The sequence below is a fragment of the Gemmiger sp. An194 genome (assembly GCF_002160145.1).
In the GTDB taxonomy this organism is placed as follows: Bacteria; Bacillota; Clostridia; order Oscillospirales; family Ruminococcaceae; genus Allofournierella.
This window is the reverse complement of record NZ_NFKA01000018.1, coordinates 12526-26879: the sequence shown is the minus strand read 5'-3', so window position 1 is coordinate 26879 and position 14354 is coordinate 12526. Positions and strand designations below refer to the sequence as shown.

Genomic DNA, 14354 nt, shown 5'->3' with positions numbered 1-14354 from the left:
GAATCAGCGCTCAGGAAAGAGCTTCTCGGGCGGAGATTTGAGCTGTGATTTTAGCGAAGAACAAAACGTATCCGGAAGTTTGACAAAGCCAATGGAGTCCACATAGTGGGCGCTGTCCTTACCGTTTTGATACAGGATAATAATATCGCTTACGGAAACGGAACGCATCCCGGCAGGAAGCGGGCGGTCAGGCCTGTTATGAAGGTCGAAGATGTTGTCCAGCGTCAGACGGCTGCCCAGCATACCCCGGTACACAAGCTGGTAATCTGCTGCGTTCACATGGTTTTTGGTGTGTTCGTAATTCAAAAACACATAATCACATGGACTGCTGCGGGGGATTTGGTAAATTTCATAGGTGTTTACCACATCTGCCGGAAGAGGATGTGCCGGCGCGTAGGTGATGCCGTTTTTGCGGCAAAGTTCTGCAAACTGACAGATGTGCAGTACGCCGCTGTTCCCTAGCGTAAAATGGTGGCCATCCGGATATGCCTTGCAAGGGACAGTTTTTTTAGAACCATCCGGGTATTGGAGAAGCAACTTTGCACCATCCGGAAGGGTGAATAAGTCATCGTATTCAGGAGTGATGAATCGGATGCTTCGCTCTTCCTGAAGGATCAGATGATTGCGCAGTTCGTGAATCATTCGGGAAATTTCCGGGTTGTCCCAGTCAGTACAGTGCTTGTAATCCTGGATAAACACATCCCGGTCATTGTGGCATTGGACAAAATCCAGAGAGCCAGGCAAAGGAGCGGTGTTTTGTACACCGAGCGCCTTTACCGTGCCGGAAGGCAGTGCTTTGTAAACTTCGACGGCGGTATCCAGCGTGTCAAATTTTTTGATATTGAGAGGACCGCGGTGCGCAATATCCTCGCAAACATAGAAACAGTCGATATAAGGCATTTAACGTTCCTCCTTTGCAGACGATTGTGAGCGAATCGGCAACCCCTCTTCCGTGTAGTTTCTGGGGTCTGCTGCGGGGCAATCCCATCGAAGCAGAGAGCCGCATTCCATGGCAGCGACCTGTGCTTTGGAAATACCCTTTGCAGCATTGAGTTTGTCCACCAACTCTTTTGTGGGAATGTTTTCAAAACCTCGGATTTTGCACGGATGATAGCCGCTTTCCCCATGGTTGATCACCACCACCTGATGCGTGGTTTTATGTTCACTGAAACAATAAGTCGGGAGTCCTTTTTCCCGACGGAAAATTTCCATCAAAGCGTTCCGATCATAGCAGTACAGGTAGAAGTTGTATTCACCCTTGTGGGGGATACAGCGCAGAAAATAGATGCGATGTTCGGTGTTGATGCGGAACGCCATCTCTTTTCGGAACTGCGTCTTGATGACGGCAGAAGGGAATCGATTGCATCGGGCGTTCATCGTGGCCCGATCTGCCAGAAGTCCGGAAGATTGCAGCCCATGGAACAGATGCGCCAACTCTTCCTTGAATTCGGAAGATTTTTCCGGGAATGTGTCCGGCCACCAGTTTGTATAGGGGACAGGAGAAATGCCTTCCCAATATCCTCGCAGGTGACCAATACAGGCACCTCTAGCATCCGAATACATATCTTGTGTGAAACAGTATTTTTGCTCTTCCTGCACAGCTGGGGTAACAATAAATTCGGCGTAGGGCGTGCTTATTTTCAGTTCAGTCATTATCTATGTTCCTCCTGTGGTAAATTGGTCAGCGTTCCCAGAAGCGAACCTTCCGGCCAAAACGCTCGTCCATCGGTTTTGCTTTTGCAATGGGAAAATCTCCATCTTGCAAAGTGCTTTCCGGTAGAAAATATTTTCTGCTGTACCGGTCTGCCTGTTCCCGGCTCAGGCCGGTTGCGGCATTTTCCCGTACCCCACAGATAATGCAGCGACCATATACGGAAAGATCTTCGTTGATTTGTCGATTGAACTTCAAACCGGACTGATTTTCGCTGCACAGCATTCCGATTTTTGCGGTATCGAAGGGCAGGGTCAGCTGCGATGTGCCCGGAATTACTTCACGGACAGCCGATTCGATGTTGTCGAAGTTTGCAATGTACGGACAGTAGTCGGGTTCTATGATAAGAAGTCGAACCATTTTCTGTCACCGCCCTTCCCGAGAACGGCTGCGCTCATAGTTTTCCAGCAAACGGATAATATACTGTTCCATCTGCTCTATGGTGTAGCCCTTCGGAAAATACTGTTCGATTTTCGATACGGACAGACGTATCTGTGGCTCCCGCGCGGAAACGCTGGGGGTTTTGGCAGACATAATTTTTTCAATGCTTTCTGGTGTAAGCGGCGCATTTTTGCTGGCAGTTTTCAATTTCTGAGCCTGGGACAGGGAAGGGGTACATTCCATGTATTGAAGGTATTCAAGAACTTCTTCCTGCTCGTGTGGAGCAAGAGAACTCAGCTCCACTGCGGGAGTGAGTTTTAATTGGCCCTCATCCACCATATCCAGAAGGTCTGGAATAAGATCTGTTAAGCGGATGTAGCGCTGGATTTGTTTTACGCTTTCGCCAACGTCATCAGCAAGTAATTGATTGGAGCGGACACCTTTAAAATTCGGGCCAACTTGGCCCGAATTTTCCAGTGCGGGTCTACCACGCTTTCGTTGCAGGGCTTCCAACATCATCTTATACGCTTTGGCTTTTTCGCTGGGCAGGATATGTTCTCGCTGGCAATTGCTGTCTACCATTAAGATCACGGCAGTATCGTCATCCATTTCCCTTACAATGCAGGGCATGGTGTCCAGCCCCGCGAGTGTGCAGCCACGATGCCGCCGGTGGCCGGATACCAGTTCGTATCCGCCTTCCGGGCGGGGCCGCACGATGGCAGGGGTCAGTACGCCATGATCTTTGATGCTGTCTACCATCTTCTGCATCTCTTCATCGTCACGAATCTGAAAGGGATGGTCTTTGAAAGAAAACAGTTCCGACAATCGCAGATTCTGTACTTTTTCAAGTTTTGCGTCCTGTCGATCCGATTCGGAACTGAACAGATTATCGAGTGAGGGCAGACGGATGTTCTGCCCGTACATTTTTTCGTTCACCCTGTGTGACCTCCTTTGCCAACGATTGATATGCTCTGCTGGCAGCGCCATTGGGATCGTAGCTCAATTGGCTACGTCCGGTGGCTGCACTCTCAGCGGTTTTGGTGCTGATGGGGATTTCAGAACCATAAATTTTGATCTGATGGCCATAGGCCCGGCGCAGGGCGGCACTCACATCGCGGGAAAGATTGGTGCGCTTGTCCACCATGGTGATTACAATACCATCCAGTTCCAGACGGGGATTGATTCGCCGCCGTACCTGCTGAATGCTTTTGACCAGAGAAATCAGACCTTTCATGGCGAAGTGCTGTGCCTGTACAGGAACCAGAACTTTGTCGGAAGCAACCAGTGAAGAAACCGTGAGTATTCCCAGGCTGGGCATACAATCGATCAGGCAATAATCATATTTATCCCGAAGTGGCTCCAGCGCCTGTTCAAGCACCCGTTCATGGGCCATTACATTTACCAGCCGCACTTCCATATCGGACAGTTCGATATCAGACGGAATGTAATCGACGCCTTCTTCGTGATGGCGCACCGCATTGGTGATGGGGCGATCATTGATTACATCATCCATCATGGTGCTGAGTGTGCCGTTTCCGGATTCCATGTCATAGCAGCCAAGATAGCAGCTCAGATCGCCCTGTGGGTCGGCATCCACCAACAAAACCTTGTAGCCTTGCTGAGCAAGAGCCACACCCAGATTCACAGCGGTGGTGGTTTTTCCCACACCGCCCTTTTGATTGGCAATGGCAATGGTTTTCATTAGAATTCCTCCGTTTGTTCGATCGTAGTATCCGAGTTGTCCAAGATCTCCTCCAGACCAACAAAAAGTCCTACGCGAAATGAAGTAGTAAGGTTCTCATCGGAACTGCTGGGAAGATGGCGAATAGGGCGGGGAACTTCCATACCCAACATACGGAAATAGATGGGCATCAGGCGAAGACAGTCGCGACCGGTTGCATAATAGGTCAGGACATAAATTGCATTTGCAATGAGGCTGGGAGATGCGTCGGGATCGTGCTCAGACATTTGTTTCAAGCCACGGATGAGATGTTCTGCACAGCGCACACCTTTCCAATAGGCTTGGATTGCAGTAATACGTTTTTTCTTCATGGTTTCTAATCTCCTTAAAAGAGGTTTATTCATCGGATAGGGGACGAGTTCAGATGTTGCTTTTGATAAATGAGCTGTTCGTTATAGTCTTTTCCGATACTGGGAGGGCTGTCGATCACGATATATCCTCTGGTTGAAAGAGATTCCAAAAGTTGCTTGGCAAAATTCCGGCCAGGGGCATCGTTGTCCAAACAAAGATTGATGGTTCGAATCTGCGGATGATTTTCCAGAAAGTAATCCACGGATTGATGATTCAGGCCACCCATTGCCAGATAGAACTGGCTTCGCCAAGGCTTTTCTCGTTGGTATTGTGTGAGCGAAGCACCAGACATGGCATCAATGGGAGCTTCAAAAATTGCCACAGTGGAACAGTCCTCATCATCGGCAGGAATCAGAAAACCGTATTTCTTTTGACTTCCGGCTATATCACCACGCCAAGTTCCTTGGCAGCTGCGTGTGAAAGCAGAACGTGGTGTGCCTTGGGAATCCAGGCCAAGGAAAACACAGTTTTTATATCCTCCACGAGTTGTTTGGTAGACGGTACCTGCATTGCGGCAAAAACGAAATACTTTGCCACTGATTCCGCGGCGATAAAGATAAGCCTGAATGGTTTCGCTGCTTCGATCAGGTACCGGTGGCTCAAAGGATTTTTGAATAGAAGGAGTATTCATCGGATGGGGCACCGGCTGAAAAGAGGCGCGGACAGGTTGGAGTTCATTCAGCAACCGTACTGCGCTAACGAAATCCATATTTTCTACCTTGAGCAGATAGTCGATTGCATTGTTTCCGCCTACACCTGCGCGGTACCAGTGAAACAAACCATTGTCACTGATGACAAGGCTACTGTGTGTGCGGGTCCGATAATCGTGGGCACTTACTTTGATCAGTTCATGGGGCTTGCAAATCCGGAAGTAATCCAAAACTCCGATTTGCCGGGCATTTTGAATTTGTGCTTTGCTTACTCTTCGCATGAAAGATTCCTCCAGTTAGTTTCAGAATTAGCTATAAAAAATCCTGTTATTTGGCAAGATGCAAATAACAGGATGAGGACAGATATTCTATTTTCAGATAGTTATTCTTCTCCTTCAGATGGTTAGGGGGGTTCTAGGGGGGAGAAAACGACTTGAGGTCAGCTCCCAAGAAAGACCCACTACCCCCTTGTATATAGTTCAACGAAAATGGTGCGGTTTCAGAAGCAGATTGAACTGATGACGGCTCCTGAAAACAAAGAGGTTTGCTAACAGCTTGCAAAAAACAAGGGGGAATTCACCCTTGTTTGGGTTTGATTTTGGTTGTACTCTGTATATAAGGTAATGCGGGAAAAGCCTTGATATTACTGGTTTTCTTTGTGTTCCGTTGCATTTGATTTAGCTCATTAGGCTCTTCTCCTAAGGGTTAGTTGTGAGTTCGATTCTCGCCGGGGGTGCCAGCAGGACAAGCCTTTAAGCAGGCTTGTCCTGTTTTTTTGATAGCTTCGCGGGATAAAAGACTGTGGGCGCCGGTTGTCAATCCATGGAAAATGGGGTAGAATAGAGGCTGCAAAACAAGCGTAAGGAAGGAATTTCTTTTATGATAAAAGCGGTTATTTTTGATATGGACGGCCTGATGTTTGATACCGAGCGTCTGTGGGATACTCTGTGGGAACCTGCCTGCCAGGCGTTGGGGCTGGAAATGCCGCAGGATCTGGAGGCATTTTTTACCGGCGGCCGCGGGCTGGCGGGTGTGAGGCTGAACGAGCACATTCATAAATTCTTTCCCCAGACAGACCCCCAGGTGATCGTGGAAAAGGTGTGGGAGCTGGCGGAGGAACGGTTTTCTCAGGGTGTGCCCTGCAAGCCGGGCCTTGCCGAGCTGCTGGAAACGCTGGCGGAGAAAAAGCTGCCTCGTATCGTGGCCAGCTCCAGTCCCCGAGCGCTGATCTTGAAAAACCTGGAAACCACCGGTATGGCCCGGTATTTTGATCAGGTGGTCTGCGGCGCGGATGTGCGCCACAGCAAGCCCGCACCGGATATCTTTCTGGAGGCGGCCCGCCGTCTGGGCGTGGACATCCGGGACTGTCTGGTTCTGGAGGACAGCTTCAACGGTGTGCGCGCGGGCCACGCGGCCGGGGCGGTCACTGTGATGGTGCCGGATATCGCCCAGCCTGATGAGGAGATCCGGGCGCTGTACAGCCGGTGTTGTAAGGACCTGCTTGAGGTCCGCCAGCTGCTGCTGGATGGTCAGTTGTAAACAAAGGAAAAAAACGCCGCCCTGCCGGGAACTTCCGGCAGGGCGGCGTTTTTTGGATGGAATAAGGGCGTTTATAGAATACTGCCCTGGTTTTTGCCTTGGGCCTTCGCCTGATAGAGGGCTTTATCCGCCCGCTTAAAGGCGCTTTCCAGGCAGTCATCGCTGTAAATGGGAGTGCCGCCGATGGAGATGCCGGTCCAGGCGGGTTCCTCACCGGAAACTTCTGCAGTGCGCGCCAGCAGCCGCTGCATCAGTTCCTGCGCGTTGCGCTCGGAGCCCAATCCACAGCACAGCAGAACGAACTCGTCGCCGCCCATGCGGCAGACCAGATCGTGGGAGCGCACGGTGGCCATCAGCAGATCGGAAAGCCGCCGGAGCATGTGGTTGCCTGCCAGATGGCCGTGGGTATCGTTGATGGTCTTGAAATCGTCCATGTCCACCACGATGAGCCATGCGTCGTGTTTGTCCAGATCGGTGTAAAAGCTCTGCAAGGTGTTGAAATTGATCAGACCGGTCAGGCTGTCCCGCTGGGCCAGCTGGGTCAGATGCTCAATGGTTTCCTGAGAACGCTCGATCTGCTGGGTCAGGGTGCGCGGATAATATTCGCCATCCATCTGTTCGGGATTGGGAATGGACTGATGCAGATGGAGGACTTTCCATTCGCCGTCAATTTTTTTATACAGAATCGTAAAGCGGCTGTCCATATTGATGCGGATGCTGTTATCGGTGCTGTCGCCCCAGATATATAATCCGCCATAGACCAGGCTGCAGTCTTCACTCAGCGGCTGTTCTGTGCACCAGAAGTCCCGAAAATGGAATAAAAAATCTCCCCGGGTCTGGATGTCCTTGTTCATTGCCTGCGTGAACTGATCCAGATCGCGGTAGATTTCGTGCTTGCCGGTGCCAATGACAGAGCAGGCAGGAGCAAAGTGATTCAGGCCACTTAAATTTCCCTCATTGCATTTAGCCAGATAAGCTGCCCAGAGTTCTTTTGTGCGCTGGCAAAGATCCCTTCAGTTCCTCCTTGTTTTGCCTGAAAAAGACGGAATATGCGCATTGTGATGGGCCAAGCAGGAGTGATATAGGCCCAACTTCACAAAAGGATATCATATCAAAAAACGCATGTCAATAAACTGAGTGGGAAAAAGAGCCGGAAGAAAAATCGAGGAATGAGCTGCGTTCAAGCAGTAGGGTAAAGCTGTTCCTGCTCCCGCAGATGCGCCAGAAGAAGCCCGGCCAGAAAGCCCTCCAGCCGCTGCTCCAGCGACTGAGCGGTGTCCGGAGCAGTCGCTTTGAACTGAAAGTGCGCGGCCAGCTCGCCAAGCAGATGCTCCGCCCAGTCATCGGCCTGGGCAGGTGTGAGCAGACCGGCATGCAGCTGGTCGATCAGATGCAGATACAGTGCCACAGCGCTCACGGCGAAGGAATCCCGGTCCAGCTTGGCCAGCGCCCGGTCAAAAGCGGCGCTGCCGCCGGGAAGGCTGCCGGAGCAGTGGGCCTGCAGGCTTTGGGCATTGATGCCGAAACGCTGCAGCCGCCGCAGCATACTGCGCTGAAACTCCGGGCACAGGCCGGTCTGGCGCAGCAGAGCTTCCGCCACCGCCTGGCTCACGGCCTGGGCCGCCAGTTCGCCGAACTTGAAATGCTTGCCTGCGTTCAAAAGGAAGGGTGAAGTGCCGGAATCATCGCAGACGATCACCAGCCCATCGGTGCCAGTGCCGGTGGCCAGTCGGGGCGAGGCGCTGCTGCCCTGCATCAGGTCCCGCAGCACGGCGGTCTTGGCCTCGGTGGCGGTGAGCACCAGCTCCACCATGGCACCGGGGGAAAGGGCCTGGCCGGTGATGAGAAAGATGTTGATGGTGCCTGCCGGAACGGCGCAGGGCTTGCCGGCCTGCTCGGTGAGGGTGGCCGGGTCACCGGCGCACAGAGCGTTCACATCCGCCCCGGCGGAGACCGCAGCTGTGACCCAAAGCTCCTGCCACTGACGGGTGACCAGGACCATATTGTCCAGATTCACGGCGGTGTCCAGCCCGGTGGTGTGCTCCGGGTCCAGACCCAGGCGCCGGGCCACGGCCCGCTGGTGCTCCAGCAGGGTATCACCCTCCATGGGGCGGCAGACTCCGGCAGGGCCGCAGTCGCTGTAATTGAACACGGCGCTCAGGTCCCGGCGCAGGCCGCCGCCGTTTGCAGCGGTGGAAAGCACCGCCCGGGGACCGGAAAAGGTGAGGATTGCGGCCTGCTCGGTGCAGTCGAGCCGATCCCCGTTCAAGAGAGAAAAGCAGCGTTTCATAAATTTCCTCCGGAAGGCGGGACGGGCCCGCATGGGATGCAAAAGGCCCCCCGGTCAGCGGCCGGGAGGCCTTGTTTGGCAGAAATTATTTCAGGCCCAAGGGAGTGATGGCGCAGTAGTCCTCGATGGTGCCGCGCTTTTTGAAGCACTCCAGGATCTGCTTGCCCACCGGGTGCAGTTCCTCCACATCGAAGGCCTCCAGCTCCTTGGCAAAGAAGTCGTACAGAATCTGGGCGCCCTTCTCGTAGCCCTCCATACCCATCTGATCCTGGGTTTCGGGATGCAGGAACGCGGAACGGATGTCCTGGCCGTCCACCTTCATCTCCTTCATGCAGTAGCCCAGCAGGGCGCAGGGAGCGGGGGACAGGCGGTCCATCTTCATGTTCACGCCGCCGCGGCGGGCCAGATACTCACGGCTGATCCACTCGGCCGCGAAGCCGATGCGGTATACGCCGATGTGCTGGTTGGGAATCAGTACGTACTTGGTGTTGGGGCAGGCCAGAATCTGCTCCAGCAGCAGGTTTGCCTGGCGTACCCGCAGGCCGGTGGCGAAGGGCCAGTAGGAGCCCACGCCTTCGCTGGCCAGAGGCGAGTTGCCGCTGATGCTGGGGTTCTTGAAGCCGCGGGGGGCCACCAGACGCCACAGCCAGGCCAGGGCGGGCGGGATGATGTGCATCAGGCCCATGATGCCGTAGTCCGGGCGGGCGGCGCTGGAGGGCGGCATGCGCACGCCGAAGCTGCGCACATCCACCTCCACCGGCTTATCCACGATGTTGTCCACCATTTTGCGGGGAACGATCACGCGGGGGTTGGGGCAGGGCTTGCCGGTGGAGTCCATGGTGTGCTCCCACACCAGGCAGGTGGAACCGGGCACGCCCTCGATGTTGAAGAACACCAGAGGCTTTTTGCTGTGGATGGTGATGCGCTCGTACATGGGGTCCGAGCCGTATTCGGTGATGCCGTCCACACGCAGGAACCAGCCATCCTCGCCGTCGTACAGGGCCAGCTTGCCGCTGCCGGTCTGGAAGGAGGGATGGCAGATCGCCATGTCGTCGGTGACCGGGTAGATGGTACAGGTATCGCTCATGTGCAGGTAATCTTTTTCGCCGCTTTCCAGGTTGGTGCCCAGCAGCACGCGGCCGTCCGGTACACGGTGTACATCCTGCAGCAGCTCACTCTTGCCGCCGCCGGAAGCGCCCTCGTGCATCATGACCATCTCGTTCTCGTAGGGGGTCACGATCCGGGCAGCGGAGGCGTGGGCGGTGACCCAGCCCTCCTGCTCGCCGATGTCCAGCAGAACGCTGTAGATGCCCTTCTTGGCAGAGGGGCCGGGGTACAGGTTGTAGGCGAAAACCTCGTGGCGGTCGTCCAGCCGGTTGTGCACGCACACCTGCCTGCCGTCAAAGTGAGTGTGGCGGAAGGGAGGAGCCACATACACGATGGCACGGGGCTTGAAGTTGTGGATGTCCTTGGCGCAGACAAAAGCCTGCAGCTGGGAGAGCGCAAACGCAAAGAAGGCCGCGTTGCGGGGGCAGACCAGCAGAGCCTGGTAGCCGTATTCGTAGCCGCCGGCCATGAAGGGAACCAGAATCAGCTCCTGACGGGCCAGCCACTTGTAAGTATCCACCTTCAGGGTGTTGAAGTCGTAGCCGTACACATCCTTGAAGCGGGGCTTGTCGGTGGGCTTGTCGTCACCGATGCGCATGCAGTCCGGGTCGCGGCGGCGCATGTAGTCCTCCACATAGTTGACCACGGCACCGTTTTTGCAGCGCACCACGTCGGCCTCCTTCACAAGAGTGCCGTTTACATCGTAGGAAACATCGATCTGCTTGGTGCTGCCGTTGCCAAAGATCAGATCATACAGCATCTCCTCCGTTTTGGGGATGATGATGCTGGGGCTGTTGTTCAAAATCATTTCCAAATCGCGCGGAAGCACGAATTCTTCCAGTAATACGTTCATGACGAATCTCGAACCCCTCTCTTGTTTCATTCCGGTTCGTTAAAAAACCTATAATAATAGGGTAACAAATAAAAAGATAACTTGTCAACCAAAGGCAAAAGCGGATGGCGCGGGTACACTTTGCTAAAATAGCCTGGAAAAGCCGTTGCCGGCCACTTTTTTCGCTGCATGCCCCTATTATACTATGAAAATATTTGATATTTTATGAATAAAGCTTTAATTTCGTAAAAAAATACCGGTTTAATCCGGGAAGCGATTAATAAACAAAAGAAGAAACGAGAAAAGCCATACTTTAAAAAAGCATTTGAGGGCCCGGAAATGCGGCATGTGCCGGATGCGCTGCGGGCAGATTTCATAAAATTTGCCTGTTCTTTTTTTAACGATTGCCAGTAGAATTTGTTCGAAAAACAGTGGTATAATGACCGCAGAATGTTTTGCGCGGGAGTGATCCGCGCATCCAAAAAAGGAGAGAGTGACTATGGCAAACGTGATCGGCAGCCCCTCCCGCTATGTGCAGGGGCGCGGGGAACTGGCTCATCTGTATGAGCACTGCGAGAAATACGGCAAGGATCTGTTCGTGCTGGTAAGTGCTTCCGGCAAAAAGCGCGTGGAGGGCAAGATCGCCCAGAGCGTGGAAGGCACCGGCGCGAAGGTGGTGTACGAGATCTTCAACGGCGAGTGCAGCCAGAAGGAGATCGACCGAGTGGTCGAGGCCTTTAAGGCCTCCGGCTGCAGCGTGGTGGTCGGCATCGGCGGCGGCAAGATCCACGATACCGCCAAGGCAGCCGCTTACTATGCAGGCGCTCCGGTGGTCATCGTGCCCACCATCGCCTCCACCGACGCACCCTGCAGCGCCCTTTCTGTGATCTACACCGATGAGGGTGTGTTTGATCGCTACCTGTTCCTGCCTGCCAACCCCACCGTGGTTCTGGTGGACACTGACATTGTAGCCGCTGCTCCCGCCCGCCTGCTGGTATCCGGCATGGGCGACGCACTGGCCACCTACTTTGAGGCCCGGGCCTGCCAGGCCTCCGGCGCGTCCAACTGCGTGGGCGGCAAGGTGACTCTGGCTGCCATGAGCCTGGCCCGCCTGTGCTACGAGACCCTGCTGGCCGACGGCCTGAAGGCCAAGCTGGCAGTGGAGCGTCATGTCTGCACCAAGGCGGTGGAGAACGTGATCGAGGCCAATACCTATCTGTCCGGCGTGGGCTTTGAGAGCGGCGGCCTGGCGGGCGCGCACGCCATCCACAACGGCCTGACCGCCATCCCCGAGACCCACAGCCTGTACCACGGCGAGAAGGTGGCCTTCGGTACTCTGGTCCAGCTGGTGCTGGAGAACGCTCCTCTGGAGGAGCTGGAAGAGGTGCTGGAGTTCTGCACCGAGGTGGGCCTGCCCACTACTCTGGCAGACCTGGGCGTGGAGAATCCCACCCAGGAGCAGCTGATGGAGGTTGCCAAGCTGGCCTGCGCCGACGCCGACACCCTGCACAACATGCCCTTCCCGGTGGATGCCGACAGTGTGTACGCAGCCATTCTGGCAGCGGACGAGCTGGGCAAGTACTACACCGACTGCTGAGTTTTTGAATATTATGGCGGCTTCCCCGTTTTGGGGAGGCCGCTTTTCTTCGCTATAGCAGAAATCGCAAAACAGCTGTGCAACAAAGTCACTTGACAAATAAGAATGATTCTTATATACTCCATCCAAAAGGAAGCATACAACGGGCATTGCGGCCCGTGGAACGGAGGAAACAATGACGAAAGCATTGCTTTGGGCAGCTGTGGGCACAGGCGTGACCTTCGGCATGACCAGTCTGGGATCGGCCATGGTGTTCCTGCTGCGCAAAAAGGCCAGCGAGGGGATGCAGCGGATCTTTCTGGGCTTTGCGGCCGGTGTGATGATCGCGGCCTCGGTGTGGAGCTTGCTGATCCCGGCCATCGAGCAGGCCGAGGCGGCGGGCCAGATCGGCTGGATTCCGGCGGCGGGCGGCTTTGTGCTTGGCGTGGCCTTTCTGATGCTGATGGACGGGCTGTTGCCCCACCTACATGCGGGCTCGGACCAGCCGGAGGGCCTGCACGCCAACTGGCGGCGCACCACGCTGCTGGTGCTGGCAGTGACGCTGCATAACATTCCCGAGGGCATGGCGGTGGGCCTGTCCTTTGCGCTGGCGGCCCAGCAGAGCGGAGCCGAGGCTGTACTTACCGGGGCCATGGCGCTGGCCATCGGCATCGGTATCCAGAATTTCCCCGAGGGCGCGGCCATCTCGCTGCCCCTGCATCAGGAGGGCATGAGCCGGGGCAAGGCGTTTTTGTACGGCAGTGCCTCCGGCGTGGTGGAGCCCATCTTTGGCATTCTGGTGGTGCTGCTGTCCGGCTTCATCGGGCCCTTCATGCCCTGGCTGCTGGCCTTTGCGGCAGGCGCCATGATCTATGTGGTAGTGGAGGAGCTGATCCCCCAGGCGCATCTGGGCGAACACTCCAACGTGGGTACTTTGGGCGTAATGGCCGGTTTTCTGGTGATGATGATCCTGGACGTGGCGCTGGGATAAACAAAAACGGAGCGATGGTTTCATCGCTCCGTTTTTTCATGCACTGAGGGCGCCGTCCCGCAGCTGCCTGCAGACCTCCAGCGCGTCCAGCAGGTGGTAGGGCTCGGTGGAATGGTCCCCGGGTGCGCCGGTGGTGACCAGAATGTACTCCCGGCCTTCTACCTCCATCAGGCTGGCCAGGCACAGCCCTGCCTGGCTGGTGTAGCCGGTCTTGCCGCCCAGAAGCTCCCCGCCCTGGCCGGGTATGGCGTCCAGGCGGGCAAACATGGAGCTGTACATAGTGAAGCCCTGGGGATGCTCACCGGTGGCCGAGGTGGTATGGCTGCGGGAGGTGAATACCTGGCGGAAGGTCTCGTTTTTCAGTGCGGTGTCCAGCAGATGGGCCAGGTCTGCCGCCGAAGCGTAATGGTCAGGGTCCTCCAGACCGGTGCAGTTGGTAAAATGGGTGTGCTCCAGCCCCAGCTCCTCTGCCCGTTGGTTCATCTGTTCCACAAAGGCATCCTCGCTGCCGCTGACCTGCCGGGCCAGTGTCAGGCAGCACTCCGCGCCGGAGGGCAGCATCGCCCCGTAGAGCAGATCCCGCAGCGGCACGCTTTCACCGGGAGCAAACCCGGCCAGCGAGGCGTTTTCCGTCCACAGGTCATTGAAGATTTCGGCGGGGACGGTCACGGTCTGGTCCAGGTCCGGCAGACTTTCGATGGCCAGCAGAACCGTCATCATTTTGGTGAGCGAGGCGGGCGGGGCTTCCGTGTCGGTGTTTTGCCCGGCGATCAGTTCACCGCTGGTCCGGTCCAGCAGCGCGGCCCGCGGGCTGGAAAGATTGCTCAGGGCGGGCAGGGAAGAGGCGGAAACAGAATCCTGCGGCGAAAAATCAGACGCGCCAAAAGAAACGGTTTTGAACCAGGCCAGTGCCGCAAAGAGCAGCAGAGCCAGCACCCACAGGGTCAGCGGGCCGTGGCGGCTTCGGCGGCGGCGCTTTGCCCGGCGGCGCGGGACGGAAGGAATGCGGCGAGCTGCCACGGGCTGGCATACCGGGTAACGGGGGCGCAGGGTGCGCTGAGTGGTCATAACAAGCATCGGCCTTTCTTGGCCCGGCGGCAAAGGGGACGCCACTGGGCGTTGTATTGGGATACTTCTGTTATAACAAAAAACGGCCGCGAGTGTTTTGCGGCCGGCTTTCAGATT

The 14354-nt window shown here is 55.6% G+C and carries 13 protein-coding genes and 1 pseudogene; 3 read left to right on the top strand and 11 right to left on the bottom strand.

The annotated features are described in order from the left end of the window. Positions 1–3 precede the first annotated feature (3 nt). Genes B5F28_RS11235 through B5F28_RS11205 form a run of 7 tightly spaced genes read right to left on the bottom strand, consistent with a single transcriptional unit; the run spans position 4 to position 5115 of the window. The gene (locus B5F28_RS11235; RefSeq protein ID WP_087295982.1) at positions 4–900 is read right to left on the bottom strand and encodes a YodL domain-containing protein; all 897 of its coding nucleotides are present in this window, start codon (positions 898–900) and stop codon (positions 4–6) included. Beyond that, positions 901–1653, bottom strand: coding sequence for a hypothetical protein (locus B5F28_RS11230; protein ID WP_087295981.1), 753 nt, complete (start codon positions 1651–1653; stop codon positions 901–903). Positions 1654–1681: 28 nt separating this feature from the next. After that, entirely contained in the window at positions 1682–2071 is a 390-nt protein-coding gene (locus B5F28_RS11225; protein WP_087295980.1) for a DUF3846 domain-containing protein, read from the bottom strand. A gap of 6 nt (positions 2072–2077) precedes the next feature. Then, the gene (locus B5F28_RS11220; protein ID WP_087295979.1) at positions 2078–3016 is read right to left on the bottom strand and encodes a ParB/RepB/Spo0J family partition protein; all 939 of its coding nucleotides are present in this window, start codon (positions 3014–3016) and stop codon (positions 2078–2080) included. Next, on the bottom strand, positions 2979–3794 hold the full coding sequence (locus B5F28_RS11215; RefSeq protein WP_087295978.1) for a ParA family protein: 816 nt from the start codon (positions 3792–3794) through the stop codon (positions 2979–2981). Before B5F28_RS11215 ends, B5F28_RS11220 begins: the two co-directional genes overlap by 38 nt. Further along, entirely contained in the window at positions 3794–4144 is a 351-nt protein-coding gene (locus B5F28_RS11210) for a hypothetical protein (RefSeq protein ID WP_087295977.1), read from the bottom strand. The genes B5F28_RS11215 and B5F28_RS11210 overlap by 1 nt, the downstream gene beginning before the upstream one ends. A 29-nt stretch (positions 4145–4173) precedes the next feature. Continuing rightward, positions 4174–5115: a toprim domain-containing protein gene (locus B5F28_RS11205; protein ID WP_087295976.1), complete on the bottom strand. Its 942-nt coding sequence runs from the start codon at positions 5113–5115 to the stop codon at positions 4174–4176. A 598-nt stretch (positions 5116–5713) separates the two neighbouring features. On the opposite strand from B5F28_RS11205, the gene B5F28_RS11200 reads away from it, so the two are divergent. After that, on the top strand, positions 5714–6373 hold the full coding sequence (locus tag B5F28_RS11200; RefSeq protein WP_087295975.1) for an HAD family hydrolase: 660 nt from the start codon (positions 5714–5716) through the stop codon (positions 6371–6373). A gap of 71 nt (positions 6374–6444) precedes the next feature. On the opposite strand, the pseudogene B5F28_RS11195 reads toward B5F28_RS11200, so the two are convergent. The 3 genes and pseudogenes from B5F28_RS11195 to B5F28_RS11185 form a co-directional block, all read right to left on the bottom strand. Continuing rightward, a pseudogene (locus tag B5F28_RS11195) lies at positions 6445–7347 on the bottom strand (diguanylate cyclase); the annotation flags it as partial. A 206-nt stretch (positions 7348–7553) separates the two neighbouring features. Next, on the bottom strand, positions 7554–8663 hold the full coding sequence (locus B5F28_RS11190; RefSeq protein ID WP_158097585.1) for an adenosylcobinamide amidohydrolase: 1110 nt from the start codon (positions 8661–8663) through the stop codon (positions 7554–7556). Positions 8664–8748: 85 nt separating this feature from the next. Beyond that, positions 8749–10623, bottom strand: a complete 1875-nt coding sequence (locus tag B5F28_RS11185; protein ID WP_087295972.1) for a DUF4914 family protein — start codon at positions 10621–10623, stop codon at positions 8749–8751. Between the two features lie 478 nt (positions 10624–11101). Between B5F28_RS11185 and B5F28_RS11180 the strand changes: the two genes are divergently transcribed. Both B5F28_RS11180 and B5F28_RS11175 read left to right on the top strand, forming a co-directional pair. Further along, positions 11102–12199 carry a glycerol dehydrogenase gene (locus tag B5F28_RS11180; protein ID WP_058965560.1) on the top strand — a complete coding sequence of 366 codons (1098 nt, stop codon included), beginning with the start codon at positions 11102–11104 and terminating at the stop codon, positions 12197–12199. 175 nt (positions 12200–12374) lie between these two features. Beyond that, positions 12375–13169, top strand: coding sequence for a ZIP family metal transporter (locus tag B5F28_RS11175; protein ID WP_087295971.1), 795 nt, complete (start codon positions 12375–12377; stop codon positions 13167–13169). Positions 13170–13205: 36 nt separating this feature from the next. Here B5F28_RS11175 and B5F28_RS11170 read toward each other — a convergent pair whose 3' ends face one another. Next, positions 13206–14237 carry a D-alanyl-D-alanine carboxypeptidase family protein gene (locus B5F28_RS11170; RefSeq protein WP_087296009.1) on the bottom strand — a complete coding sequence of 344 codons (1032 nt, stop codon included), beginning with the start codon at positions 14235–14237 and terminating at the stop codon, positions 13206–13208. Positions 14238–14354: the final 117 nt, after the last annotated feature.